This is a genomic window from Microcella humidisoli, assembly GCF_024362325.1.
GTDB lineage: Bacteria > Actinomycetota > Actinomycetes > Actinomycetales > Microbacteriaceae > Microcella > Microcella humidisoli.
In genome coordinates, this window is record NZ_CP101497.1 from 877,467 (window position 1) to 899,304 (window position 21,838).

Genomic DNA, 21,838 nt, shown 5'->3' on the forward strand with positions numbered 1-21,838 from the left:
TCGGCGACCTCTGCTCACGGTGCTGTCACGCCTCGCGACGGTTAACCTTGACGTCAAGAGAAAGAGGATCACATGACTGACGTCGCCGCTGCCGGAACCTGCCCCGTTGTGCACGGAGCCCACACCTCGAAGGACGGTTCGGTCAAGGAGTGGTGGCCGAAGGGGCTCAACCTCGACATCCTCGCCCAGCACGACACGAAGACGAACCCGCTCGGCGCCGACTTCGACTACCGCGAAGAGCTGAAGAAGCTCGATGTCGACGCCCTCGTCAAAGACGTCAAAGAGCTGCTCGTCACGAGCCAGCCCTGGTGGCCGGCCGACTGGGGCCACTACGGCGGCCTCATGATCCGCATGGCCTGGCACTCGGCCGGCACGTACCGCATCGCTGACGGCCGTGGCGGCGGCGGGTCGGGCACGCAGCGTTTCGCTCCGCTCAACTCGTGGCCCGACAACGCCAACCTCGACAAGGCGCGGCGCCTGCTCTGGCCGATCAAGAAGAAGTACGGCAACCGCATCAGCTGGGCCGACCTGATGATCCTCGCCGGCACGCTCTCGTACGAGTCGATGGGCCACAAGGTCTACGGCTTCGCCTTCGGTCGCGAAGACCTGTGGCACCCGGAGAAAGACACCTACTGGGGCAGCGAGCAGGAGTGGCTCGCCCCGAGCGACGAGCGCTACGGCAGCGTCGACAATCCCAGCACCATGGAGAACCCGCTTGCCGCCGTGCAGATGGGCCTCATCTACGTGAACCCCACCGGCGTCAACGGCGTGCCCGACCCGCTGAAGACCGCCGCGCACGTGCGCGAGACCTTCGCCCGCATGGCCATGAACGACGAGGAGACGGTCGCTCTGACCGCCGGCGGCCACACGGTCGGCCGCACGCACGGCAACGGCCGCGCCGAGTCGCTGAGCCCCGAGCCCGAGGGCGCCGACATCACCGAGCAGGGCCTCGGCTGGAACAACCACGTGAGCCGCGGCATCGGCAAAGACACCATGACGAGCGGCATCGAGGGCGCCTGGACCTCGAACCCCACGCGGTGGGACAACGGCTACTTCACGATGCTCTTCAGCCACGAGTGGGAGCTGCGCGAGAGCCCCGCGGGTGCTCCGCAGTGGGAGCCCGTCGCGATCGCCGAGGAGGACAAGCCCTTCGACGTGGAGGGCATCGCTCGCCAGAACCCGATCATGACCGACGCCGACATGGCCATGATCAAAGACCCGATCTACCGCGAGATCTCCGAGCGCTTCTACAACGACCCCGAGTACTTCAGCGAGGTCTTCGCGCGCGCCTGGTTCAAGCTGACCCACCGCGACATGGGCCCCCGCAACCGCTACGTCGGGCCGCTCGCGCCGACGGAGGACCTCATCTGGCAAGACCCGGTGCCGGCCGGGAAGGCCGACTACGACGTGGCCGCCGTTGCGCAGCGCATCCTGAGCAGCGGCCTGTCGATGACCGACCTGGTGATGACGGCGTGGGATTCCGCGCGCACCTACCGCGACTCCGACAAGCGGGGCGGCGCGAACGGCGCCCGCATCCGCCTGGCGCCGCAGCGCGACTGGCACGCCAATGAGCCCGAGCGCCTGAACCGCGTGCTCGCCGTCTACGAGGCGCTGTCGGCCGAGACCGGTGTGAGCGTGGCCGACCTGATCGTGCTGGGCGGCAATCTGGCGGTTCAGGATGCTGCGCGCAAGGCGGGCGTCGAGGTGAGCATCCCGTTCCACCCGGGGCGCGGTGACGCGAGCCAGGAGTGGACCGACGTCGACTCGTTCGCTCCGCTCGAGCCGATTCACGACGCGTTCCGCAACTACCTCAAGAAGGACTACACGGTGCCGGCCGAGGAGCTCATGCTCGACCGCGCGAGCCTCATGAACCTGACGGCGGTCGAAATGACCTGCCTCATCGGCGGCATGCGCGTGCTCGGCACGAACTTCGGCGGTACGAGCCACGGCGTCTTCACCGACACCGTCGGAGCGCTGACGAACGACTTCTTCGTCACCCTGACCGACCTGGGCTACGTGTGGGAGCCGGCCGGCTTCAACGCCTACAACCTGCGCGACCGCACGACCGGGCAGGTGCGCCACACGGCCACGCGCGCCGACCTCGTGTTCGGCTCGAACTCGATCCTGCGCTCGTACGCCGAGGTGTACGCGCAAGACGACAGTCGCGAGAAGTTCGTGCACGACTTCGTCGCCGCCTGGACGAAGGTCATGAACGCCGACCGCTTCGACCTGGTGGCCAGCTAGCCGCTGTTTCGTCCGGCTGCAGGATGCTCGGGCCGGGGTCTCTTCGGAGGCCCCGGCCCTTCCCGTCGACTGACATGTCGGAGCAGGTTGGCTGAAAACAGCTACCTTCCGCGCGAGATCACATGAATGTTTGGGTTGTGTGATTTCGGATAGTCCCCACAACCCCTTGCCGACATAGAAGTGCCGAAGTACCTTCGGGTTCATGGCGGAGTTGCCGGACACTTGGTGGGGCTGGTCCCTGTCAAACGCCCTTTCAGCCGCGCAACTCTTGTTCACCGTCCTCGGGTTCGTCGCAACCGTCATCGCGCTTGTGGCGAATCGTTCAGCAGTGAAGGAAGGCACGCAGGCTACGCAAAGCTTGCGTGAGACGTTCCAGGTGCGGCGGGTGGCTGAACTCGTAGGCGCGCTACATGCCCTTGAAGAAAGCGTCGACGACCAGATCAGAATTAGGGACCGAGATGCAACTGGCGCTGCTCTGCTTGATTATGCAAACCGAGCAGATCGATCCACAGCCTTGCTCCGTGAGCTTGAAGACGAGGCTTCTCGGCGACTCGCCGACGCCCTGGAGAGCGCGTCGCTTACTGCGCGACGTGCGAAAGACTCGCTTGCGAGGAACAAACGTGAGCCTGTGCAGGACCTGACAAGAACGGCCTCGGAGAAGATCACCGAAGCTGGGCAACTTGCTGCGCAGTACCTTGAGTTGAACGCATGGAAGGGGCCTTGAGGTGAGCTTGGTTTCGAATGATGCGCTGCGATCTGCTATCGGGAGAATGCTTGAACTCACCGAAGCAAAGTCCCAGCGATGGACTCGATTTGAGGCGTCTGACGACGAGTACCAGACCGAAACGGAGAGTTTCGTCTTCTTCGTGCGGTCTCGCGACGATGACGGCAACGCCCCCTACGTACTCGAAATCGCTAGAAAGATCCCGAGTCATGAGCGTCTGATCAAGGTTCTCCGATACGTAACTGGTGGCCCAACCATCGTCTGGGACCAGTTCGAAATCGACGAAACGGTGGAAAGGCTTTATGAGCTTGCGAAGGCAAGCGCATGGGGTCTGGAAGAAACCGAGTCTGAGTTGCTCAAGGAACTTGGAGTGGATTAGTCGAGTTCGACCTCTTCGGAGAGGATCGCCATTAGCTCGATGCGTTGAGAGATCGGCAGTCGAGCCCAGTCCGTGAATACCTTCTCTTTGTCGGTTAGGGGCCGACTACCGCGTTGCATCCATTGGAACAGCTCGAGCTTGTCAGCGCGACCTCCTACGTTCCGGACCCTGTTCAGGACCTCGTACTTGTCGGGGGGATTCAGTGTCGCGTCGCGCGACTCTTCGTTGCAGCGCTGGCACTCAGTACGAAGGTTCTCGTCGTCATCGGTACCGCCGCGCGCAACTGGGATGATGTGACCGATTGTGAGTCGCGCAAGCTTGCCCGGTGCATCGGCAAACTCACTCCCGCCGGCGGTAAAGCAGACCTGACAGGTATTGCCATCACGGTCGAAGATCCGACGGCGTTTGGGGCCGGAGATCACCTTCCGCCCGACAGCCACTGACGGCTTTTCGCCCAGATCGACGCGAACACCGATCGTCCGCACGAGATACTCATCGGGCTTCAGGGAAGGGTTGTTCTTGTAGTTGTCGATCGTCCAGCCGATTTCACGAAGGTCGCGCATACGTCGGTCGGCCTGGGCAACCCCAGGCACGGCATGCAACATCTCAAGCTTCGAGAACTTGTTGCCCTCGCCGACAGACGCGACGAATGCGGCGACCCTCGCCTTGGAGGACTTTTGGCGCAGCGGGTCGACAGTCAACGGAATCTCCTCGGTATCAACATGAGACGCAATTGGATTCTGGTGCATCATCACTCAATTGTCTGGGCGGTCATCTACATTCGAACTCGGGTTCGACTCGCTCCTGGCCCTGCCACAATCGCACACCAACCAAGGATGAGCGTCGTAACACAGTGGGCGACGAAGTGGGTCAGTGGTGCAAGTGGCAGCACAATAGGACCAACGAGACCTCGCGTCTCAGGAGTGGGAGAGTGACTTGTGAGCCACCTCGAAGTGGTCGAAATCTGCGCCGGTGCCGGTGGCCAGGCCTACGGACTCCACCGCGCAGGTTTCCATCATGCGTTGGCAGTCGAGCTCGACGCACAGGCGGCAGCGACCTTGGAAGCAAACTCGAACTGGCGTGTTGCCGTCGGCGACGTTGCGGACCCAGCCGTCTGGGACCCCTCCGAGTACAAGGGGATTGCGCTTCTCGCCGGCGGCGTACCTTGCCCCCCGTTCTCCATGGCAGGCAAGCAACTCGGCTCCGCCGATGAACGGGATCTCTTTGCTTGGGCGGTTGAGCAAGTGGGAATCTTGAAGCCACGTGCCCTGATGCTCGAGAACGTGCGCGGTCTTGCTGCACCGAGGTTTGCGGCCTACCGCCAGCACGTTCTCGACAGGTTGGCGGAGTTCGGCTACGTCGGGGACTGGCGGTTGCTCACGTCGGCAGACTTCGGCCTACCCCAGCTTCGACCGCGATTCGTCCTTGTCGCGATGAAGCCAAAAGACGCCGCATACTTCCGGTGGCCGGAACCAATGGCCCGACGGTTGACCGTGGGAGAAGCGCTCGGCGACCTTATGGCGGAGAACGGCTGGCCTCACGCTCGGGAATGGGCCGCCTTCGCCAACGGTATTGCTCCCACACTCGTCGGCGGAAGCAAGAAGCACGGAGGGGCGGACCTTGGCCCGACGAGGGCGAAGCTTGCTTGGTCCAAGCTCGGCGTCGATGCAAAGGGAATAGCGGAGGAGGCCCCGGGGCCTGACGCTCCGCACTTCTCCCTCCGCGCGCCGCGCTTGACAATCCCAATGGTGGCTCGGCTGCAGGGATGGGGATCCGACTCGGGTTGGATCTTCACCGGACGAAAGACTTCTCAATACCGACAGATCGGCAATGCCTTCCCGCCGCCGGTTGCCGAAGCAGTCGGACGCGCGATCAAGAGCGCCCTGTTGCATGAAGGGACACCCCACCAGGTTCCCGAGCTCGTCAGCGATCTACACGACCCGATCTACCGAGAGCTCTCGCGCGCGGCTGACTTCGTATCCCTTGAACGGCTCGTAGCAGCCATGACTGTGGGGACCGAGTCGTTGGTGCAGCGACAGCTGGCGGTGCTGGCGCGGGACTTCGAGCTCGAGGAACTCCAGACGGCGAACGGCCCGATGTACAGGCTCGGAGACTTCAAGGGCTTCACGGGCGAGTCTTCACACCCCCGTAACGAGTACATCGCCCAGCACCGAAACCGCGTCAGCTGACCCGGCTGTCATAGAGGTCCAACCCTGTCCAGGTCTACTCTGGGGCGCATGGCTGAGGGCAGAGCATCCACCGGCAATGACGGGTTCACCGCGGACGAGCGCGCCGCGATGAAGGAGCGGGCGGCCGAGCTGCGCGCGCAGGCGAAGCGGGCCAAGGGCGCGGCGAAGGCCGAAGCCGAGCTCAACGACCTGCTCGAGGCGATCGCGAAGCTTCCTGACGAGGGCGACCGAGCGCTCGCCACGACGCTGCACGAGGTGATCATGGCGGCGGCTCCGCAGCTGGCGCCGCGCACCTGGTACGGCATGCCTGCCTACGCGCTCGACGGCAAAGTGCTGTGCTTCGTGCAGCCGGCCAGCAAGTTCGACACCCGCTACACGACGCTCGGCTTCAACGACACCGCGCAGCTCGACGACGGCGCCATGTGGCCGGCGTCGTTCGCGGTCACCACGATCGGGCCGGCCGAGAAGACGCGCATCACCGAGCTGGTCACGCGCGCGGTCGGCTGAGCCGACGGCCGACGGACGACCGCGGCGCCGCATCCCCTATTCGAAGATGACGTAGACCTTCTTCAGCGGCTCGGTGACCTCCCAGAAGCCCTGCCATCCGATCGGGAAGATCACCAGATCACCGGGCTGGATGTCCTGGGGCTCCTTGCCGTCTTCGGTCACCGTCATGCGGCCCGCGATCACGTAGATGACCTCGCCGCTGTCGGTGAACTCCCACCGCGAGCGACCCGGGTCGGTCTCCCAGATGCCGACGTCGAGCGAGCTCGCCGTGCCGGAGAACACCTCGAGGTAGGTGGTGGCGATGTCGGCGCCGAGCGGGTCGGCCAGCGGCAGCTCGAGCGGGGTGTGAGTCTGGTCAGCGCGGGTGATCGAGCCGGTGCGGCACACGATGGCCATGAGGGGTTGCCTTTCGTTCACGGGACGTCGTGACGGGACACTATCGCGACCGGCCGACGGACAGGGGCTTGGGCGAGTCCGCCCCGATCCGGCACACTGGGGGCATGAGGTCGAGAACGAGAAGCGCTCGCGTTCTTCTCGCCGTCAGCGTGCTGCTGAGCGTCGCTGCGCCGGGTGCCGCAATCGCTGCGCCCGCCGACCACACCCAGCCCGCCGCGGCGGAAGCCGTCACCGACCTGACCTTCGCCGTCGGCACGGCCTGGATGGATCCGACGCAGGGCGACTCTCTCGGCCGACCGTACTTCGCTGTTCCCTTCACCTTCCCGCCGTATCCCGAGGGTCTGGGCGTGGTGGCTAACAGCAAGTCGACGCGTGAGTTCGGCTTCGCCGCCGAATGCGAGTTCACTCGGTTCGTTCCGGCCGCGGGCGAAGGCGAACTGACGTGCACGCTCGTCGACGACCTCGAGCCGGCCAACCACGAGCTGATGGTCTATCTCAAGAGCGATCGATCGGCCAACTACCAAGCGCGCCTGTTCATCGAGCTGTGCCCCCTCACCGGCTGCAGCCCGCTGTTCTCGGTCACCGCCGTGCAGGCTGCGGCGATCGAGGTATGCCCCGGTGACGCGTTCAGCGGGTCGTTCACCTACGACTTCAATCTGCCCTGGAACGCGCGCGGGGCCGCCCTCGGCACCGGGGCACCCGCGGGCGTCGCCCTCGACGCCGGCCCGGTGCGCGACGGGGGCGCCTTCAGCATCGCGGGGTCGCTCTCCGAGCCGGGCGAGCAGAGCATCCCGATCATCGTCACCGACGAGTTCGGCGGCGAGCACCCGACAGCGGTGACGGTCACCGTGCGCGACGCCGCCACGGTCGCCTGCGGGATGCTCGCCGCGACCGGCCCGTCACCCCTCGGCCCGCCCGCCGCCGTCGCCGCGCTCGCGTTGCTGCTGGCCGGGGCGCTCACCCTGCACCGCGCCCGGCGCGGCACCGTCACGCCGCGCGACTGAGCATGCTCGCGCGTGCAGCAGCACGGTCGCGCCCGATTAGCCTTGACCAGTGATCGTCGGCCTCGGCACCCTGCTCAATGTCACGACGATCGTCGTCGGAGCCGCCATCGGCGTGCTCATCGGCAACCGCCTGCCCGAGCGCACCAACCGCGTCGTCACCGATGCCCTCGGCCTCATCACGATCGTGCTCGGCGGCCTCAACCTCGTCTCGCTCACCAACAGCGACTTCGTCGGGGCGGTCGGCGCCGGCGGCACCTTCCTCGTCGTCATCGGCGCCTTGCTCATCGGCAGCATCGTCGGCTCGCTCGCCGGCATCGAGCGCCGGCTCGAAGGCTTCGGGGGCTGGCTGCAAGACCGGCTGACGCGGCGCGGCCGCAGCGCAGCATCCGTCGCCGAATCGGCGCCCACGCGCGCATCAGAAACAGCCGACAGCCTCGTGGATGCTCGCCTCGCGATCAGCCCCCGCGAGAAATTCATCAACGGCTTCGTCGACGCGTCGCTCGTGTTCGCGATCGGGCCCCTCGCGATTCTCGGAGCGTTCCAAGACGGCACGGGTCAGGGCATCGACCAGCTGGCCCTCAAGTCGACGCTCGACGGCTTCGCCTCGATCGCCTTCGCCGCCTCGCTCGGCTGGGGTGTTGCGTTCTCGGCGATCCCCGTCGGCATCTGGCAAGGGCTGCTGACCGTGCTGGCCTTCGCCCTCGGCTCGGTCATGTCGGGCGCGGCGATCGCGGCCCTCACGGCGACGGGCGGCGTGCTGCTGCTCGGCGTCGGCCTGCGCCTGCTCAACCTGCGCGCGGTCGCCGTGGCCGACATGCTGCCCGCGCTCATCGTCGCGCCGCTGCTGACCGTCGGCATCGCGGCGCTGCTCGGCAACTAGTCGCGCACGTCAGCCCGCGACGTTGGTGAGCGGGTCGATCGGGCGCACGACCGCGCCCCGGGCATCCTCGACCGGGTAGCCCTCGCGCGCCCAGTACTCGAAGCCGCCGATCATCTCCTTCACCGGAACTCCGAGGCGCGCGAGCTCGAGCGCCCCCTTCGCGCCGCCGTTGCAGCCGGGCGACCAGCAGTAGACGACGACGGGGATGCCCTCGCCGAGTTCGGCGACGCGCGCAGCCAACTCTTGCCGCGGGATGTGCAGCGCCCCGGCCGCATGCCCCTGATCCCAGGCGGCCTGCCCGCGCACGTCGACGAGGTGGAACACCTCGCCGGCCTGGCGCGCGGCCCACACGTCGGAGGCATCCGTCTCGACGGCGAGCTTCGCGGCGTAGTGCGCGGCCGTGGTGGCCGGGTCGTCGAAGCTGCCGAGCGCCGAGCCGGTCATGCTGCGGCCACCGCGGGCGCGGGCGCAGCATCCGGAGCCGTCTGCTCGGTGAAGGCGCTGATGTAGCGGATGAAGACGGCGATCCACGCGAAGATGATCGCGAAGGCGACGAGCTCGAACGCCGTGAGGTTCCAGTACTGCACCGGGTAGAAGAGCACCGCGCCCACGATGAGCGCGGCCGCGAAGCCGAAGCTCACGAGGAAGAAGCGCCCGGGCAGTCCCTTCAGCAGCCACGGAGACGCGAAGAGCAGCACGAGGAACGTGACGGCCATGCCTGAGGCCGAGAGGTTGTGCAGCAGGATGCTGACCGTGAGCGGGAAGATGCCGACGCACGACAGCATGACGCCCATGATCACGAAGATGATCGACACCGTGCGCGGGGCGCTCGCCCGCGACAGAACGCCGCGGTCGACGAGCAGCTGCAGATCGCGCTGCAGGTAGAGGGCGAACGTCGTCACGAGGAAGCCCGCGATGATGAGCGTGAGGTTGAACAGGCTGCTCGAGCGGTCGCCGAAGGTGCCGAGCTGGCTGAAGTGGTACTCCCACCAGGCCGGGTCGCTCGCGGTCGCCATGGCCGTGATCGTGCCGAACGTCATGAAGAGCACGAGCAGGCTCGAGAGCTTCGGGGTCGTGATCGACGAGACCGAGAGGTAGATCCAGTACGCGCCGAGGGCCGTGACCGTCGCCATGGCGATCGTCGTGAAGGGAGCATCCAGCGTCACGCCCTGGAAGCTGCGCTGCAGCAGCAGGAACGTCGCGATCGCCGCGAGCACCGCGAGCACGGCGTGCACGAAGGCCACCGAGGTGGCGTCGACGATGAACTTCCACGACGCGAGCTCGAGCCGCCACTGCTGACCGAGCACGCTTCGGCTGCGCCAGTAGCCGACGTAGGCCACGATCACGCCCGCCACGAGGATCGACCCGGCGCTCGCGACGCCGAGCGAGACGCCGCCCCAGATCGGCGGGTTCGTGCCGGCGAAGAGCACGCCGCCCACGATGAGGGTCACGGCGCCGACGGCGAGGGCGACCGCGAAGGCCTCCGACTCGACGTCGAGCGGGGTGCGGACAGGCGCGGTGGTGCCGGTGGGCGCGGGGGCGGCGGTGCTCATGCGGTCAGTCTAGAGACGGCGGTGGATGCTCGACAGGGGCCGTTCGGGAAGAACTCACGCACGACCGTGGTTGGCTTGAGACATGACCGACTCACTTGCTCCCGCCGCCGGCACGATCACGATGTACGGCGCCGACTGGTGCCGCGACTGCCGCCGCACCGAGGCCCTGCTCAACGACCTCGGCGTCGAGTGGACCAAGGTCGACGTGGAGGCCTCGGCCGACGCCGCCGCGCAGGCGCAGGCCATCAGCGGCCGCATGAACATTCCCGTCGTCGTCTTCCCCGACGGATCGCACCTCGTCGAGCCCAGCGACGACGCCGTGCGCACAGCGCTCGGCCTCTAGCCGAGCGCAATCAGCACAGCGCTGGGCGTCTAGCCGAGCGCATCAGCACCGTGCTCGGCGTACCCTCGGCTTAAGGGCCCGTTCCGGCTCCCCAATGTAAGGAGAGCCCCATGGGCGAGAAGTCCGCACGCAAGAACAGCCCGAAGACCGCGGCGGCGAAGACGCTGAAAGAGAAGCGGGTCGCGAAGGCCGACAAGAAGGCCTCGAACGGCCGCTCGCAGAACTCCGACGCGGTGACGAACGCCACCCACAAGTAGCGCGCTAGGCGCTGCGTGCGCTGCGTCGGGTCGTGAGGGCGAGACCGCCGAGCGTCATGAGGGCGAGACCGGCGGCGAGCATCCCGCCATTGACCTCGCTCGCACCGGTCGCCGCGAGGCTGCTCGCTTCGAACCAGATCTCGACCGTGCCCGTCTCGTCTTCTCCGAACGCCGCCGGCACCAGCCCGCCCTTGGTGTCATCGAGGGCGTCGCCGGGGGTCGCGGCAGCGGCCGCCACTGACGTGACGTCGAACTCGCTCTCGTCGTCGTACGACGTGAGGACGAGCGTGTAGGTGCCCGGCTGAAGCTCGACCGTGAACTGCGAGTAGCGGTCGCTCATGACGGTGCCGCTGCTCGTCAGGTAGTAGTCGCCGTAGTCGTCGAGGTCGGAGTCGTCGTTGCAGCCGACGACGCCGAGGTGCGCGTTCGCGGGGTCGAAGGTGCTGTACAGCGCGAGGAACGGGTCGGTCATGTACCGATCGGGCTGGCGGAAGTCGACGTCGCTGCTGATGGGGTCGAGGTCAGAGACTCGGAAGCTGTAGAAGCCGCGCGTCTCGACGACGACCTCGCTCGAAGCCCAGAAATGGTTGCCGTCGGTGATGCCGCAGTCGGTGACACCACCGAGCTCGAGGTCGTCGAACTCGTCGTAGTACTGCGGGTCGTCCGCCACGACCATGTCGGCGTCGGCGTCGCCCGGAATGGTGAGGTCGAGCTCATCGACACGGTCGCCCTGCGGGTCGGCGACATCGACCAAGAGCTCGACGTCGATGACGAAGTAACCGGTGGGGTCGTCGCCGTCGAGCACGATGAACTCGGTGTTGGGCCCGACCTCGTACTCGGTGGCGGTGAGCGGGTCGATGTCGCCCGACTCCCAGTCGGTGCCGAGCACCTGTGCCTCACCGGCATCGGGGCCGTCGAGCGGCGTGTACTGCGGCGTCACTCGCGGGTCGTCGCTGTTGGAGTAGAGCTCCACCGAGACGCAGTTCAGGACCGAGACCGTCACGACCCCGTCGGCAGGGATCGGCAGGTCGGCGTAGTCGAACTGCGTGTCGTAGTCGTAGGTGACGTCGTCAGGAATGAGCGAGCAGTCGATGTCGACGAGATAGTCGGGGTCGGCCAGCGTTCCGACGTTCGCGAAGTCGACGCCCGGCGGCAGCGAGCGCGCCGTGAAGGCGGCCGCCGGCGACGCGGCGACGAGTCCCGCACCCACGAGGACGGCGGTGAGAGAGAAAGCGGCGACACCACGGACGGAACGCGACATAGCAGGCCTCGGCAATGATCGGGCAACGAAGGGGAAAGCGGTTCAGTATTGCAGTCGGATCGTCGCCGCGAAAGACCCCCGCCCTGAGGTCAGCCGACGAGCGTGCGGCGGAAAAACCCGTCGATGCGCGCCCACGCGTCCTCGGCCTCGACGGGCCGGTGGCCGAGGCCCATCATGGGCTTCATCATGACGCGCGTGAGCGTCGAGCCGGCGGCGTGCGCGTTCAAGAACCCGTGCCCGGCCTCGGGGTACTCGACCACGTCGTGCTCGATGCCGCGCGCGACCAGGGCGGCCTCCAGTTTCTCGGCCGCGCCGGGCAGGCTGCGATCGCGGCCGCCGAACGTGCCGACCACGGGGCACGCGCCGTCGAGCGTGGCGTCGAGGTCGGCGGGCAGCATCCCGTAATTGATGGATGCGGCGCCGAAGCCGCCCTGCCCCGCGAGCAGCAGCGCGAAACCGCCGCCCATGCAGAAGCCGATGACGCCCGCGTGCTCGGTGGTGTCGTCGCGGGCGAGCAGGTACTGGCGCGCCGCCTCGATGTCGTCGAACGCCGCGCCCGTGCCGGCCCGGAGCGCGCGGAACGTGGCCACCAGGCAGCGCCGCGCGCCGCCGCGGCTGAACAGGTTCGGCATGACCACGAGGTAGCCGAGGCGCGTGAGCCGCTCGAGGTGGTCGCGCATCGCTTCGTCGATGCCGAACACCTCGTGCACGACGACGAGGGGCACGAACGGGCCGGGGCCCTCAGGCACGCCGAGCACCGCGGTGAGCTCACCGCCGCGCGGGTCGCCGGGCTGCGGGATGACGACGTCGGTGAGGGCCATGCCCGCACTCTAACCCGCGATCATCAGGTGCGGATGCGCCCGACTTTCGGGACGAGCCGGCCGACGCGAGCGGCGTAGGCCGCGTAGTCGGGGTACTGGTCGGCCAGCATCCGCTCTTCGAACCGCGACTTGGCCATGAGCACGCTGAGGAGCGCGACCCAGGCGATGAGGTGCAGCACCGAGGCGCCGATCACGACGAGCCCGAGGCCCAGCACGAGCAACCCGGAGTAGATGGGGTGGCGCACGAGTGCGAAGACGCCGCTGGTGACGAGCTGCCCGTCGGCCTTCGGGATCGGGCTCGGCGTGAGCGTGCGGCCGAGCCCGGCACCCGCGGCGAGCGCGATGCCCACCCCGAGCGCGACGAGCGCCAGCCCGAGCACGATGGTGCCGACGCCTCGGCTCCACAGCGCGCCCCACGGCAGGAAGCCGAGCAGCAGCAGGAACACGAACTGCGCCCCGACGAGCGCCCACGCCGCAGCGGGATGCAGGCGGAACGGCGGCGTCGTCGCGGCAGGGTCGCTCATGCGAGCGACCCTACGCCCGCCGCACCGTCAGCGGCGAGCCTTCTTGGCGGCCAGCAGGTCTTTCTCGTCGATCGGCGCGAGGCCGCGAGCACGCTGGTCGGCGTAGTAGGCCCGCGCCTCCTCCTGGCGCTCGCGCTCCTGCCCCGACGCGATGTCGGCGCGGATGTGCTCGGGCGCGAACTCGAACGCCTCGGTGAGCGCGAGCGCGTGCGGACGCAGGCGGGGCAGCAACCGGCCGTCGATGTAGTCGGTAATCGCCTGCGCCCGGTGGTCGCTGAGCCGGCCGTGGATGACGTACCAGGCCAGGTTCTTCTCGATGAGCCCGAGCCCGAAGAGATCGCGCAGCCACGTGAGCACCTGGCGGTTGCCCTCGTGCTCGATCGTCGCGAGCGCCTCGGTGAAGGCCTCCCACTGCAGCAGCTCGCCGTGGGCCTTCGCCGTCTCGATGAGGGCGTTCTGGTGGCGGTTGAAGAGAGCGGCGGCCTCGGCCTTCGGCAGCTTGGATGCGCTGCGCAACTTGCCCGCCAGCTCGGCCACCATCGTCTCGACCCGGTCGGTGAGCAACTGCCGCTGCGACTCGGTGTCGCGCACGTAGCCCACCGAGCGCGCGGTCGATCCGAAATCGACGACCGACTGGGCCAGTCGGCGCAGGCCCGAACGGTTGACGACGGCCTCGTTCACCTGGTCGGCGACGTAGTGGGCCATGACGCCCGCGTCGGCCTTGGCGAAGGTGCGCGAGTAGTCGGTGAGCAGGCGCTTCGCCACAAGCTGCAGCAGCACGTTGTTGTCGCCCTCGAAGGTCGCGTAGATGTCGAGGTCGGCGCGAAGCTGGGTGAGCCGGTTCGCGGCGAGGAAGCCCTGGCCGCCGCACGCCTCGCGCGCCTCCTGGATGATGTCGAGCGCGCCCCACGTGCTGAGCGACTTGAGCGCGGCGGCGAGGGTCTCGAGATCCTCGCGGTCGGCATCGGTGTCGGTAGCACCCGAGAACACGGCGTCGAACTTCTCGAGGAAGACCTCGTGCGCGAACGACATGGCGTAGGTCTGCGCGAGGCGCGGCAGCAGGCGGCGCTGGTGGCGCTGGTAGTCGAGCAGCACGACCTCGTTCTCGTCACCGCCCGCGAACTGGCGACGCTCGGTGCCGTAGCGCACGGCGATCGTGAGGGCGAGCTTGCTCGCCACGACGCAGGCGCCGTCGAGCGAGACGCGGCCCTGCACGAGCGTGCCGAGCATGGTGAAGAAGCGGCGACCGGGGCTCTCGATGGGCGAGGTGTACACGCCGTTCTCGTCGACGTCGCCGTAGCGGTTGAGCAGGTTGGTGCGGGGAACGCGCACGTTCGTGAAGTGCAGGCGGCCGTTGTCGATGCCGTTGAGCCCGCCCTTAAGACCGTCGTCTTCGCCGCCGATGCCGGGCAGGAAGGCGCCGGTCTCATCGCGCAGCGGAACGTAGAAGGCGTGCACGCCGTGGTTGACCCCGCGCGTGATGAGCTGCGCGAACACGACGGCGGCACGGCCGTGGAGGGCGGCGTTGCCGAGGTAGTCCTTCCAGGCGGCACGGAACGGCGTGTGGATGACCCACTCATCGGTCGCCGCGTCGTAGCTGGCGGTCGTGCCGACGGCCGAGACGTCGCTGCCGTGGCCGGTCTCGGTCATGGCGAACGCGCCCGGCGTCGTGAGGGTGAGCGCGTCGGGGAGCCAGGCCCGGTGGTGCGACGCGGTGCCGAGGTGCAGGATCGCCGAAGCGTAGAGGCCCCACTGCACGCCCGACTTGATCTGCATGCTCGGGTCGCCGAGCAGCAGCTCTTCGAAGCTCGCGATGAAGCCGCCGAAGTCGTCGTCGCCCCCGAACTCGGCGGGGAACGCGCGGTGCACGTCGCCGCGCTCGACGAGCAGCTTGAGCTGCCCGAGCACGCGCTCGCGGTGCTCGACCATGCCGAGGCTGGGGTCGCGGTGGAAGGCGGAGTCGCGCATGAGCGCGCGCGAGGCGCGGCGGCTGTCGGCCCAGCGGCCCATGAGCTGCTGACCGAGCACGGCCACGTCGAGGGCGACCGGCGGCGCGGTCGCGGCGGCAGCGGTCGGCGACGTCGCGGGGCTCGTGGCCGGCGTCGTCTCGGGGGCAGGCATCTCGATCGTGCTCATGTCGGTCACGCTAGAACCGGCCGGAACCGCGCGGGGTTTCGTGGTGCGCGCTCCACGAAGGCCGCGCGGCGGCCAGGCCGGGGTCTTGTGGATGACCTCACAAAGCTGGGCGTTGCCATAGTGGAGAGGCTCAGCACCGCGCGCGGAGCATCCCGTGCCCCGTTCGCCTCGAGAGAATACCCCCCAGGGTATCTGCGACCTGTGGCATCATGGACGCATGGCAACCGTGACCCTGACTGCCGCAGATTTCGAGCAGACCGTGACGAGCGAGGGCATCACCCTCGTCGACTTCTGGGCCGAGTGGTGCGGCCCCTGCCGTCAGTTCGGCCCCATCTTCGAGAAGGCGAGCGAGCAGCACACCGACGTCACCTTCGGCAAGGTCGACACCGAGGCCGAGCAGGCGCTCGCGGCGGCGGCCAACATCCGCTCGATCCCGACGCTCATGGCGTTCCGCGACGGCATCCTCGTCTTCGCCCAGCCCGGTGCGCTGCCCGCGCCCGCGCTTGAGCAGGTCATCACGGCCGTCAAGGGCCTGGACATGGACGAGGTGCGCAAGCAGGTCGCCGCGGCAGAGGCCGAAGCGGGCGGCGCGCCCGCGTAATCCCGCGGCGCTCAAGAGGAGTAGCGTCAGCGCGTGACCTCACCGCGCACCCGCTGGATCGGGCTCTTCGTCATCAGCCTGGCCGTCTCGCTCATCATCGTCGACTCGACGATCGTCAACGTCGCCGTCCCCTCCATCGTCGACGAGCTCGGCATCACCTCGACCGAGGTGCAGTGGGTGCAAGAGAGCTACACGCTCGTCTTCGCGGCCCTGCTGCTCGTCTTCGGCACGCTCGGCGACCGCTTCGGCCGACGACGGATGCTCGTCATCGGCGTCATCATCTTCATGCTCGCCTCCGTGTGGGCGGCGTTCGCCGACTCGGGCTCGGCGCTCATCATGGCCCGCGTCGTGCAGGGCGTCGGTGGCGCGATGATCCTGCCCTCGACACTCTCGACGCTCAACGCGACCTTCCAGGGCCGCGAGCGCGGCATCGCCTTCGCGGTGTGGGGCTCGACGATCGGCGGCATGGCCGCCGTCGGTCCGCTGCTCGGCGGGTGGCTCACGACCGCGTACTCGTGGCGGTGGGCCTTCGGCATCAACGTGCCGCTCGGCATCATCATCCTGGTCGGGCTCATGCTCTTCGTCGTCGCGACGAAGGACGAGCATCCGCAATCGATCGACTGGACGGGCGCGCTGCTGTCGGTCGTCACGAGCGCCTTCCTCGTCTTCGGTCTCATCGAGGGGCGCACCTACGGCTGGTGGCTCGCGGCCGACGGACTGAAACTCGGCGACTGGGAGTGGCCGATCGCCCTCAGCCCCATCCCGATCTCGTTCGCGATCTCGCTCGTCGCGGGGGCCCTGTTCGTGTGGTGGGGGCTGCGGCGTGAGCGTGCGGGCAAATCGACCATGCTCGCGTTCTCGCTGCTGCGCATCGGCTCGTTCCGCAACGGCAACGTCGCCGCGCTCATCGTGTCGATGGGCGAGTTCGGCATCATCCTCTCGCTGCCGCTGTGGCTGCAGAACGTGCTCGGCTACGACGCCCTGCAGACCGGAACCATCCTGCTCGCGCTCGCCGGCGGCTCCTTCCTCGCGAGCGGCGTCGGCGGCTCGCTGAGCGGCCGCGTCTCCGCCGTCGCGACCGTGCGGGCGGGCATCGCCGCCGAGATCATCGGCCTCATCCTCATCGGCCTCGTCATCGCCGTCGACACCCCCTGGTGGTCGGTCGCGCTCGGTCTGCTCGTCTACGGCGTCGGCGTCGGCCTCGCGACCGCGCAGCTCACGGGCGTGGTGCTGCAGGATGTTCCGGTGCAGGCGAGCGGGCAGGCCTCGGGCACCCAGTCCACGGCCCGCCAGATCGGCTCGGCGCTCGGCATCGCCGTGCTCGGCACCGTGCTCTTCACCTCGCTCGGCAGCACCCTCGACAGCCGGCTCGACGCCGCGGGCCTGCCGCCCGAGGCGCGCGACGGCATCGTCTCGGCCGTCGTCGACAGCGCGGGCTCGGCGATTCCCGGCCTCGAGGCCGAGTCGCCCGAGGTCGCGGCCGAGGCACGCCAGGCCTTCAGCGATGCCACGCGGTTCGCGGCGTTCACGGCGGCCGGGTTCCTCGCGATCGGCCTGCTCGCGACCCTGCGCCTGACGGCACCCGTGCCGGGGGCGGCAACGGGGCGTCGGCCGGACGACGAGCCGGCGGTTGCGTCGGGCGAGTCGTCCGACAGCGATCCCGCCTAGCGCGACCGCGCGCTCGAGCGGGAGCGCCTAGAGCTCGGCCCGCGTGCGGAAGAAGCGACGCACGCGCTCGCGAACGGTCGCGGGCGGCGGCTCGTTGTACTGGTCGACGTATTCCTGACCCGACATGCTCTGGATGCGCGCCATGATCGCATCGGTCGCGTGCCGCCGAGCGCGACCCGAGGCGGCCGGCCCGAAGGCGCTGATGTCCATCGGCTCGCCGAACTCGATCGTGATGCGGGCGAGCCGCACACGCTTCGAGCCGACGGGCTGCAGGTTCTGCGTGCCCGTCAGGGCGACGGGGACGACCGGCGCCCCGGCAGTGAGCGCGAGCCATGCCACGCCGGTCTTGCCGCGGTAGAGCCGCCCGTCGCGCGAGCGGGTTCCCTCCGGGTAGATCGAGAAGGCCTGGCCCGCCTGCAGCTTGGCGAGGCCGGCGTCGAGCGCGTCCTGCGCGGCCTGGCCGGCACCGCGCTTGACGGGAATCGCCCCGACTCCCGAGAAGAATCCGCGGGAGATCGCGCCTCTGATGCCCTTCCCGGTGAAGTACTCCTCTTTGGCGAGGAAACTCACGGGGCGACGAGCGAGCAGGCTGATGACGATCGAGTCGATGAACGAGAGGTGGTTGCTGGCGACCACCACCGGGCCCTCCGCGGGCATGTTCGAGCGCCCGATGATGGTGGGCCGCCAGACCACTCGCGCGATGGGGCCGAGGAAGGCCCGGGCGAGGAAGGTCAGCACCGCCCTATCGTGTCAGAGGTTCCATTCCTCGGGGGGAATGTCGTCGTAGGGGATGTCGTCGTCGGGAATGTATGCGGGCAGCTCAGGTTCGACGGGTGCAACCGCGGGCGGCTCGACGGCTGCAGCGGCGGGCGGCTCGTCGCCGCGCACGATCGCGAGCACCGCATCCCCGAACTTCTCCAGCTTGGCCGCGCCGACGCCGCTCACGGTCGAGAGCTCGTCGAGCGTCGACGGAGTGGTGAGGGCGATGCCGCGCAGGGTGGCGTCGGCGAACACGACGTAGGCGGGCGCGCCGAGCTCGCGCGCCGTCGCCGCACGCCACGCGCGCAGCCGCTCGAAGAGGGGCGCGGCGGCCGCAGGCAGGTCGGACGGCGCACTGCGCTTCGACGACCGGGTCGGGCGGGCGACTTCGCGCCGCAACCGCACCTCGCGCGTGCCGCTCAGCACGGCGGCGCTCGCCTCGGTCAGCACGAGCGTGCCGTAGCCGTCGCCGTGCACGGCGAGCAGACCCTGGGCGAGCAGCTGGCGCACGACACCCCGCCACTCCTGATCGGTCAGCTCGGTGCCGATGCCGAAGGTCGCGAGGTCGGTGTGCCCGAGCTGCTCGACGCGCGGCGTGCGCTTGCCGATGAGGATGTCGATGAGCTGGCCCGCGCCGTAGCGCTGTCGCCGCTCGCGCTCGAGCCGCACGATGGTCGAGAGCAGCTTCTGGGCCGGCACCGTGCCGTCCCAGCTCTCGGGCGGGGCGAGGCACGTGTCGCAGTTGCCGCACTTCTGCGAGCGTTGGCCGAAGTACGCCAGCAGTTGCACCCGCCGGCACTCGACGGTCTCGCAGAGGGCGAGCATCGCATCCAGTAGCTGGCTCATGCGGCGCTTGTAGGCGGGCGTTCCCTCGCTGCGGTCGATCATCTGCCGCTGCTGCACGACATCCTGCAGGCCGTACGCCAACCACGCGGTCGCGGGCAGGCCGTCGCGGCCCGCACGCCCCGTCTCTTGGTAGTAGCCCTCGACGCTCTTCGGCAGATCGAGGTGCGCAACGAAACGCACGTCGGGCTTGTCGATGCCCATGCCGAAGGCGATCGTCGCGACCATGACGATGCCCTCTTCGCGCAGGAAGCGCGACTGGTGGTTCGAGCGCGTCGCCGCGTCGAGACCCGCGTGATAGGGCAGGGCGGGGATACCGTGCTCGGCGAGCGCGATCGCCGTCTTCTCGACGGATGCCCGCGACAGGCAGTACACGATGCCCGCGTCGCCCGGGTGCTCGGTGCGGATCAGCTGCAGCAGCTGCTGCACGGGCTGGTTCTTCGGCTCGATGCGGTACTGGATGTTGGGGCGATCGAAGCTCGCCACGAACCGCCGGGCCTGGCCGAGGTCGAGCCGCTGCACGATCTCGGTCGCCGTCTCGGCGGTGGCCGTCGCCGTGAGGGCGATGCGCGGGATGCTCGGCCAGCGCTCGTGCAGCAGCGACAGCGCGAGGTAGTCAGGTCGGAAGTCGTGCCCCCACTGCGATACGCAGTGCGCCTCGTCGATTGCGAAGAGCGAGACACGGATGCGGTCGAGCAGCTCGGCGGTGGAGGGCACGGTGACACGCTCGGGCGCCATGTAGAGCAGATCCACCTCGCCCGCGAGCAGGGCCGCTTCGACGGCCCGCCGTTCGTCGGGGCCCTGGGTGGAGTTGAGGAACGCGGCGCGCACGCCGACCGCCTCGAGGGCATCCACCTGGTCTTTCATCAGCGCAATGAGCGGCGAGATGACGACGCCGACGCCCTCGCGCACGAGCGCGGGAATCTGATAGCAGAGGCTCTTGCCGCCGCCGGTGGGCATGAGCACGAGGGCGTCACCGCCGCCGACGACGTGGTCGATGATGGCCTGCTGCTCGCCGCGGAAGGCCGGGTAGCCGAAGACCGTCTCGAGCACCTGCTGGGGCGTGGTCGCGGTCGTGGTCACTCGCCCCAGGTTAGTCGGCAGGGCTGACCGTGCCCGCCGCCTGCTCGCGCGCGATGTGCGAACGGGCATGCTCGACTGCCGTCTCGAGGGAGGCGACGAGGTGGTTGGGGTGCCGCAGCGCTCCGACGACGCCCACCCGGGTCGCGAGCGTCAGGTGCCGCTCTTGAATGCCCTTGATGATGACGGTGATGCCGCGGCGCTCGAGCCCCTCGATGAGCTCGACGATGACGCGCGCGCCCGTCGCGTCGAGGTCGCGGATCTGCGAGAGGCGCACGATCACGACGCTCGCCCCCGTCGTGTCGCTGATGGCGTCGGTCAGGCGTTCGGCCGCCCCAAAGAACAGCGCACCGTCGAGCCGGAACAGCGCGATGCGCTCATCACCCGGCTTCGGGTCCCCCGGCAGCGGCTCGCGGATGACCCCGCTCGAGGCGGCGAGCGTGCGCAGCGCGATGACGCCCGCCGCGAGGATGCCGATGCCCACCGCGATGATGAGGTCGAAGGCGATCGTCACGACGGCGGTCGCCACGAAGATGAGCGCGTCCGACCGCGTCGCCGTCACGATGCGCCGAACGGTCGGCACCGAGACCATGCGCACGGCCGTGACCATGAGCACACCCGAGAGCGCCGCCAACGGAATGGTCGCGACGATCGTGCTGGCCAGATAGACGACGCCCACGAGCACGATCGAGTGGATGATCGCCGCGAGCCGCGACCGCCCTCCGGCCCGCACGTTCACGGCCGTGCGCGCGATGGCGCCCGTCGCAGGCATGCCGCCGAAGAGTCCCGAGGCGACGGAGGCGAGCCCCTGGCCGACGAGCTCACGGTCGGGGTCGAGGCGGCCCGTGTCGGCGAGCGATGCGCCGACGCGCGCCGACAGCAGCGACTCGATGGCGGCGAGCGCCGCGATCGTGGCCGCCGGAATGAGGAGCGCCGCGACATCCACCCCCGACAGGCTCGGAAGAGCGGGCGCGGGCAGGGCGGCGGGCAGCGTGCCGATGGTCTCGACCGGCAGGGCCAGCCACGTCGAGACGACCGTGACGACGACGATCGCGATGATCGAGCCGGGCACCCACGGCCGCACGAGCGGTGCGAGCACCATGATCACCGCGACGACGGCGACGATCGCGAGCGGAACGAGCGCCGCAGCCCAGTCGGTCGCCGCGACGGTCTGCACGGCGGCGACCAGCGAGTTGGGGCTCGGGCCCGCGGGGGCGCCGAGAGCCGAGGGCACCTGCTGCAAGAAGATGATGACGGCGATGCCGAGCGTGAAGCCCTCGATGACCGGCCACGGAATCACCGCGACCGCGCGCCCGAGCCGCAGCACCGCGGCGATGAGCACCATGACGCCCGCCATGATCGTCACGAGCGCGACGACGCCCGCGCCCTGCGCCGCGACGATGGGGCCGAGCACGACGACCATCGCCCCGGTCGGGCCGGAGACCTGGATGTTCGAGCCCCCGAACACGGCCGCGACGAGCCCGGCGACGATCGCCGTGATGAGCCCCGCCTCAGCGCCGGCGCCCGAGCTGACCCCGAACGCCAGGGCGAGCGGCAGCGCGACGATGCCGACCGTGAGACCGGCGATGAGGTCGCCCTTCCACGTGCGGCGCAGCATTGCGTAGTCGGAGCGCCTCGGAAGAAGGGAGGTGACGCGTCCGACCGCGCT

At 68.8% G+C, this 21,838-nt stretch carries 22 protein-coding genes; 11 read left to right on the forward strand and 11 right to left on the reverse strand.

Features of this window, described 5'->3' with window-relative positions; genetic code table 11:
• Nucleotides 1–72: 72 nt before the first annotated feature.
• The 3 genes from katG (at nucleotide 73) to NNL39_RS04220 (ending at nucleotide 3,347) form a co-directional block, all read left to right on the forward strand.
• Entirely contained in the window at nucleotides 73–2,244 is a 2,172-nt protein-coding gene (katG, locus tag NNL39_RS04210; RefSeq protein ID WP_255160445.1) for a catalase/peroxidase HPI, read from the forward strand.
• Between the two features lie 202 nt (nucleotides 2,245–2,446).
• Nucleotides 2,447–2,968 carry a hypothetical protein gene (locus NNL39_RS04215; protein ID WP_255160446.1) on the forward strand — a complete coding sequence of 174 codons (522 nt, stop codon included), beginning with the start codon at nucleotides 2,447–2,449 and terminating at the stop codon, nucleotides 2,966–2,968.
• Nucleotides 2,969–3,014: 46 nt separating this feature from the next.
• Nucleotides 3,015–3,347 carry a hypothetical protein gene (locus NNL39_RS04220; RefSeq protein WP_255160447.1) on the forward strand — a complete coding sequence of 111 codons (333 nt, stop codon included), beginning with the start codon at nucleotides 3,015–3,017 and terminating at the stop codon, nucleotides 3,345–3,347.
• Here NNL39_RS04220 and NNL39_RS04225 read toward each other — a convergent pair.
• Nucleotides 3,344–4,099, reverse strand: coding sequence for an HNH endonuclease (locus NNL39_RS04225; protein WP_255160448.1), 756 nt, complete (start codon nucleotides 4,097–4,099; stop codon nucleotides 3,344–3,346). The two genes, NNL39_RS04220 and NNL39_RS04225, sit on opposite strands and share 4 nt — an antisense overlap.
• A 186-nt stretch (nucleotides 4,100–4,285) precedes the next feature.
• On the opposite strand from NNL39_RS04225, the gene NNL39_RS04230 reads away from it, so the two are divergent.
• On the forward strand, nucleotides 4,286–5,536 hold the full coding sequence (locus NNL39_RS04230) for a DNA cytosine methyltransferase (RefSeq protein WP_255160449.1): 1,251 nt from the start codon (nucleotides 4,286–4,288) through the stop codon (nucleotides 5,534–5,536).
• Between the two features lie 48 nt (nucleotides 5,537–5,584).
• On the forward strand, nucleotides 5,585–6,043 hold the full coding sequence (locus NNL39_RS04235) for an iron chaperone (RefSeq protein WP_255160450.1): 459 nt from the start codon (nucleotides 5,585–5,587) through the stop codon (nucleotides 6,041–6,043).
• A gap of 36 nt (nucleotides 6,044–6,079) precedes the next feature.
• On the opposite strand, the gene NNL39_RS04240 is transcribed toward NNL39_RS04235, so the two are convergent.
• Entirely contained in the window at nucleotides 6,080–6,439 is a 360-nt protein-coding gene (locus NNL39_RS04240) for a cupin domain-containing protein (protein ID WP_255160451.1), read from the reverse strand.
• A 104-nt stretch (nucleotides 6,440–6,543) separates the two neighbouring features.
• Here NNL39_RS04240 and NNL39_RS04245 point away from each other — a divergent pair, with 104 nt between their 5' ends.
• Both NNL39_RS04245 and NNL39_RS04250 read left to right on the forward strand, forming a co-directional pair.
• Nucleotides 6,544–7,443, forward strand: coding sequence for a hypothetical protein (locus NNL39_RS04245; protein WP_255160452.1), 900 nt, complete (start codon nucleotides 6,544–6,546; stop codon nucleotides 7,441–7,443).
• 49 nt (nucleotides 7,444–7,492) lie between these two features.
• On the forward strand, nucleotides 7,493–8,323 hold the full coding sequence (locus tag NNL39_RS04250) for a DUF554 domain-containing protein (protein WP_255160453.1): 831 nt from the start codon (nucleotides 7,493–7,495) through the stop codon (nucleotides 8,321–8,323).
• A gap of 9 nt (nucleotides 8,324–8,332) precedes the next feature.
• Here NNL39_RS04250 and NNL39_RS04255 read toward each other — a convergent pair whose 3' ends face one another.
• Both NNL39_RS04255 and NNL39_RS04260 read right to left on the reverse strand, forming a co-directional pair.
• Nucleotides 8,333–8,767 carry a rhodanese-like domain-containing protein gene (locus NNL39_RS04255; RefSeq protein ID WP_255160454.1) on the reverse strand — a complete coding sequence of 145 codons (435 nt, stop codon included), beginning with the start codon at nucleotides 8,765–8,767 and terminating at the stop codon, nucleotides 8,333–8,335.
• Nucleotides 8,764–9,876: a DUF998 domain-containing protein gene (locus NNL39_RS04260; protein WP_255160455.1), complete on the reverse strand. Its 1,113-nt coding sequence runs from the start codon at nucleotides 9,874–9,876 to the stop codon at nucleotides 8,764–8,766. The genes NNL39_RS04255 and NNL39_RS04260 overlap by 4 nt, the downstream gene beginning before the upstream one ends.
• Before the next feature lie 82 nt (nucleotides 9,877–9,958).
• On the opposite strand from NNL39_RS04260, the gene NNL39_RS04265 reads away from it, so the two are divergent.
• Both NNL39_RS04265 and NNL39_RS04270 read left to right on the forward strand, forming a co-directional pair.
• Nucleotides 9,959–10,219, forward strand: coding sequence for a glutaredoxin family protein (locus NNL39_RS04265; protein ID WP_255160456.1), 261 nt, complete (start codon nucleotides 9,959–9,961; stop codon nucleotides 10,217–10,219).
• Between the two features lie 110 nt (nucleotides 10,220–10,329).
• Nucleotides 10,330–10,476 (forward strand): hypothetical protein, encoded by a 147-nt coding sequence (locus NNL39_RS04270; protein ID WP_255160457.1) that lies wholly within the window; start codon nucleotides 10,330–10,332, stop codon nucleotides 10,474–10,476.
• A 4-nt stretch (nucleotides 10,477–10,480) separates the two neighbouring features.
• On the opposite strand, the gene NNL39_RS04275 is transcribed toward NNL39_RS04270, so the two are convergent.
• The 4 genes from NNL39_RS04275 to NNL39_RS04290 all read right to left on the reverse strand — a co-directional run bounded on the left by NNL39_RS04275 (nucleotide 10,481) and on the right by NNL39_RS04290 (nucleotide 15,218).
• Complete coding sequence (locus NNL39_RS04275; protein ID WP_255160458.1) at nucleotides 10,481–11,737, reverse strand: hypothetical protein; 1,257 nt, start codon at nucleotides 11,735–11,737, stop codon at nucleotides 10,481–10,483.
• Nucleotides 11,738–11,826: 89 nt separating this feature from the next.
• Nucleotides 11,827–12,558, reverse strand: coding sequence for a dienelactone hydrolase family protein (locus NNL39_RS04280; RefSeq protein ID WP_255160459.1), 732 nt, complete (start codon nucleotides 12,556–12,558; stop codon nucleotides 11,827–11,829).
• A 23-nt stretch (nucleotides 12,559–12,581) separates the two neighbouring features.
• A complete protein-coding gene (locus NNL39_RS04285; protein ID WP_255160460.1) occupies nucleotides 12,582–13,082 on the reverse strand; it encodes a methyltransferase family protein in 501 nt (166 codons plus the stop codon).
• A gap of 27 nt (nucleotides 13,083–13,109) precedes the next feature.
• Complete coding sequence (locus tag NNL39_RS04290) at nucleotides 13,110–15,218, reverse strand: acyl-CoA dehydrogenase family protein (protein WP_255160461.1); 2,109 nt, start codon at nucleotides 15,216–15,218, stop codon at nucleotides 13,110–13,112.
• A gap of 217 nt (nucleotides 15,219–15,435) precedes the next feature.
• Here NNL39_RS04290 and trxA point away from each other — a divergent pair, with 217 nt between their 5' ends.
• Together trxA and NNL39_RS04300 are read left to right on the forward strand one after the other, a co-directional pair.
• Entirely contained in the window at nucleotides 15,436–15,819 is a 384-nt protein-coding gene (trxA, locus tag NNL39_RS04295) for a thioredoxin (RefSeq protein WP_255160462.1), read from the forward strand.
• A gap of 33 nt (nucleotides 15,820–15,852) precedes the next feature.
• Nucleotides 15,853–17,487: a DHA2 family efflux MFS transporter permease subunit gene (locus NNL39_RS04300; RefSeq protein WP_255160463.1), complete on the forward strand. Its 1,635-nt coding sequence runs from the start codon at nucleotides 15,853–15,855 to the stop codon at nucleotides 17,485–17,487.
• Nucleotides 17,488–17,514: 27 nt separating this feature from the next.
• Here NNL39_RS04300 and NNL39_RS04305 read toward each other — a convergent pair whose 3' ends face one another.
• Genes NNL39_RS04305 through NNL39_RS04315 form a run of 3 tightly spaced genes read right to left on the reverse strand, consistent with a single transcriptional unit; the run spans nucleotide 17,515 to nucleotide 21,787 of the window.
• Nucleotides 17,515–18,225, reverse strand: coding sequence for a lysophospholipid acyltransferase family protein (locus NNL39_RS04305; RefSeq protein WP_255160464.1), 711 nt, complete (start codon nucleotides 18,223–18,225; stop codon nucleotides 17,515–17,517).
• A gap of 12 nt (nucleotides 18,226–18,237) precedes the next feature.
• On the reverse strand, nucleotides 18,238–20,241 hold the full coding sequence (recQ, locus tag NNL39_RS04310; protein WP_456085690.1) for a DNA helicase RecQ: 2,004 nt from the start codon (nucleotides 20,239–20,241) through the stop codon (nucleotides 18,238–18,240).
• Nucleotides 20,183–21,787: a SulP family inorganic anion transporter gene (locus NNL39_RS04315; RefSeq protein WP_255160466.1), complete on the reverse strand. Its 1,605-nt coding sequence runs from the start codon at nucleotides 21,785–21,787 to the stop codon at nucleotides 20,183–20,185. Before NNL39_RS04315 ends, recQ begins: the two co-directional genes overlap by 59 nt.
• Between the last annotated feature and the right edge of the window lie 51 nt (nucleotides 21,788–21,838).

What these genes read in the sequence shown, in the direction of transcription:
- katG (WP_255160445.1), top strand. Translation starts at nt 73, where the DNA reads ATGACTGACGTCGCCGCTGCCGGAACCTGCCCCGTTGTGCACGGAGCC.
- NNL39_RS04215 (WP_255160446.1), top strand. Translation starts at nt 2,447, where the DNA reads ATGGCGGAGTTGCCGGACACTTGGTGGGGCTGGTCCCTGTCAAACGCC.
- NNL39_RS04220 (WP_255160447.1), top strand. Translation starts at nt 3,015, where the DNA reads ATGCTTGAACTCACCGAAGCAAAGTCCCAGCGATGGACTCGATTTGAG.
- NNL39_RS04225 (WP_255160448.1), bottom strand. Translation starts at nt 4,099, where the DNA reads ATGATGCACCAGAATCCAATTGCGTCTCATGTTGATACCGAGGAGATT.
- NNL39_RS04235 (WP_255160450.1), top strand. Translation starts at nt 5,585, where the DNA reads ATGGCTGAGGGCAGAGCATCCACCGGCAATGACGGGTTCACCGCGGAC.
- NNL39_RS04240 (WP_255160451.1), bottom strand. Translation starts at nt 6,439, where the DNA reads ATGGCCATCGTGTGCCGCACCGGCTCGATCACCCGCGCTGACCAGACT.
- NNL39_RS04245 (WP_255160452.1), top strand. Translation starts at nt 6,544, where the DNA reads ATGAGGTCGAGAACGAGAAGCGCTCGCGTTCTTCTCGCCGTCAGCGTG.
- NNL39_RS04255 (WP_255160454.1), bottom strand. Translation starts at nt 8,767, where the DNA reads ATGACCGGCTCGGCGCTCGGCAGCTTCGACGACCCGGCCACCACGGCC.
- NNL39_RS04260 (WP_255160455.1), bottom strand. Translation starts at nt 9,876, where the DNA reads ATGAGCACCGCCGCCCCCGCGCCCACCGGCACCACCGCGCCTGTCCGC.
- NNL39_RS04265 (WP_255160456.1), top strand. Translation starts at nt 9,959, where the DNA reads ATGACCGACTCACTTGCTCCCGCCGCCGGCACGATCACGATGTACGGC.
- NNL39_RS04270 (WP_255160457.1), top strand. Translation starts at nt 10,330, where the DNA reads ATGGGCGAGAAGTCCGCACGCAAGAACAGCCCGAAGACCGCGGCGGCG.
- NNL39_RS04275 (WP_255160458.1), bottom strand. Translation starts at nt 11,737, where the DNA reads ATGTCGCGTTCCGTCCGTGGTGTCGCCGCTTTCTCTCTCACCGCCGTC.
- NNL39_RS04280 (WP_255160459.1), bottom strand. Translation starts at nt 12,558, where the DNA reads ATGGCCCTCACCGACGTCGTCATCCCGCAGCCCGGCGACCCGCGCGGC.
- NNL39_RS04285 (WP_255160460.1), bottom strand. Translation starts at nt 13,082, where the DNA reads ATGAGCGACCCTGCCGCGACGACGCCGCCGTTCCGCCTGCATCCCGCT.
- NNL39_RS04290 (WP_255160461.1), bottom strand. Translation starts at nt 15,218, where the DNA reads ATGAGCACGATCGAGATGCCTGCCCCCGAGACGACGCCGGCCACGAGC.
- trxA (WP_255160462.1), top strand. Translation starts at nt 15,436, where the DNA reads ATGGCAACCGTGACCCTGACTGCCGCAGATTTCGAGCAGACCGTGACG.
- recQ (WP_456085690.1), bottom strand. Translation starts at nt 20,241, where the DNA reads ATGCCCGTTCGCACATCGCGCGCGAGCAGGCGGCGGGCACGGTCAGCC.
- NNL39_RS04315 (WP_255160466.1), bottom strand. Translation starts at nt 21,787, where the DNA reads ATGCTGCGCCGCACGTGGAAGGGCGACCTCATCGCCGGTCTCACGGTC.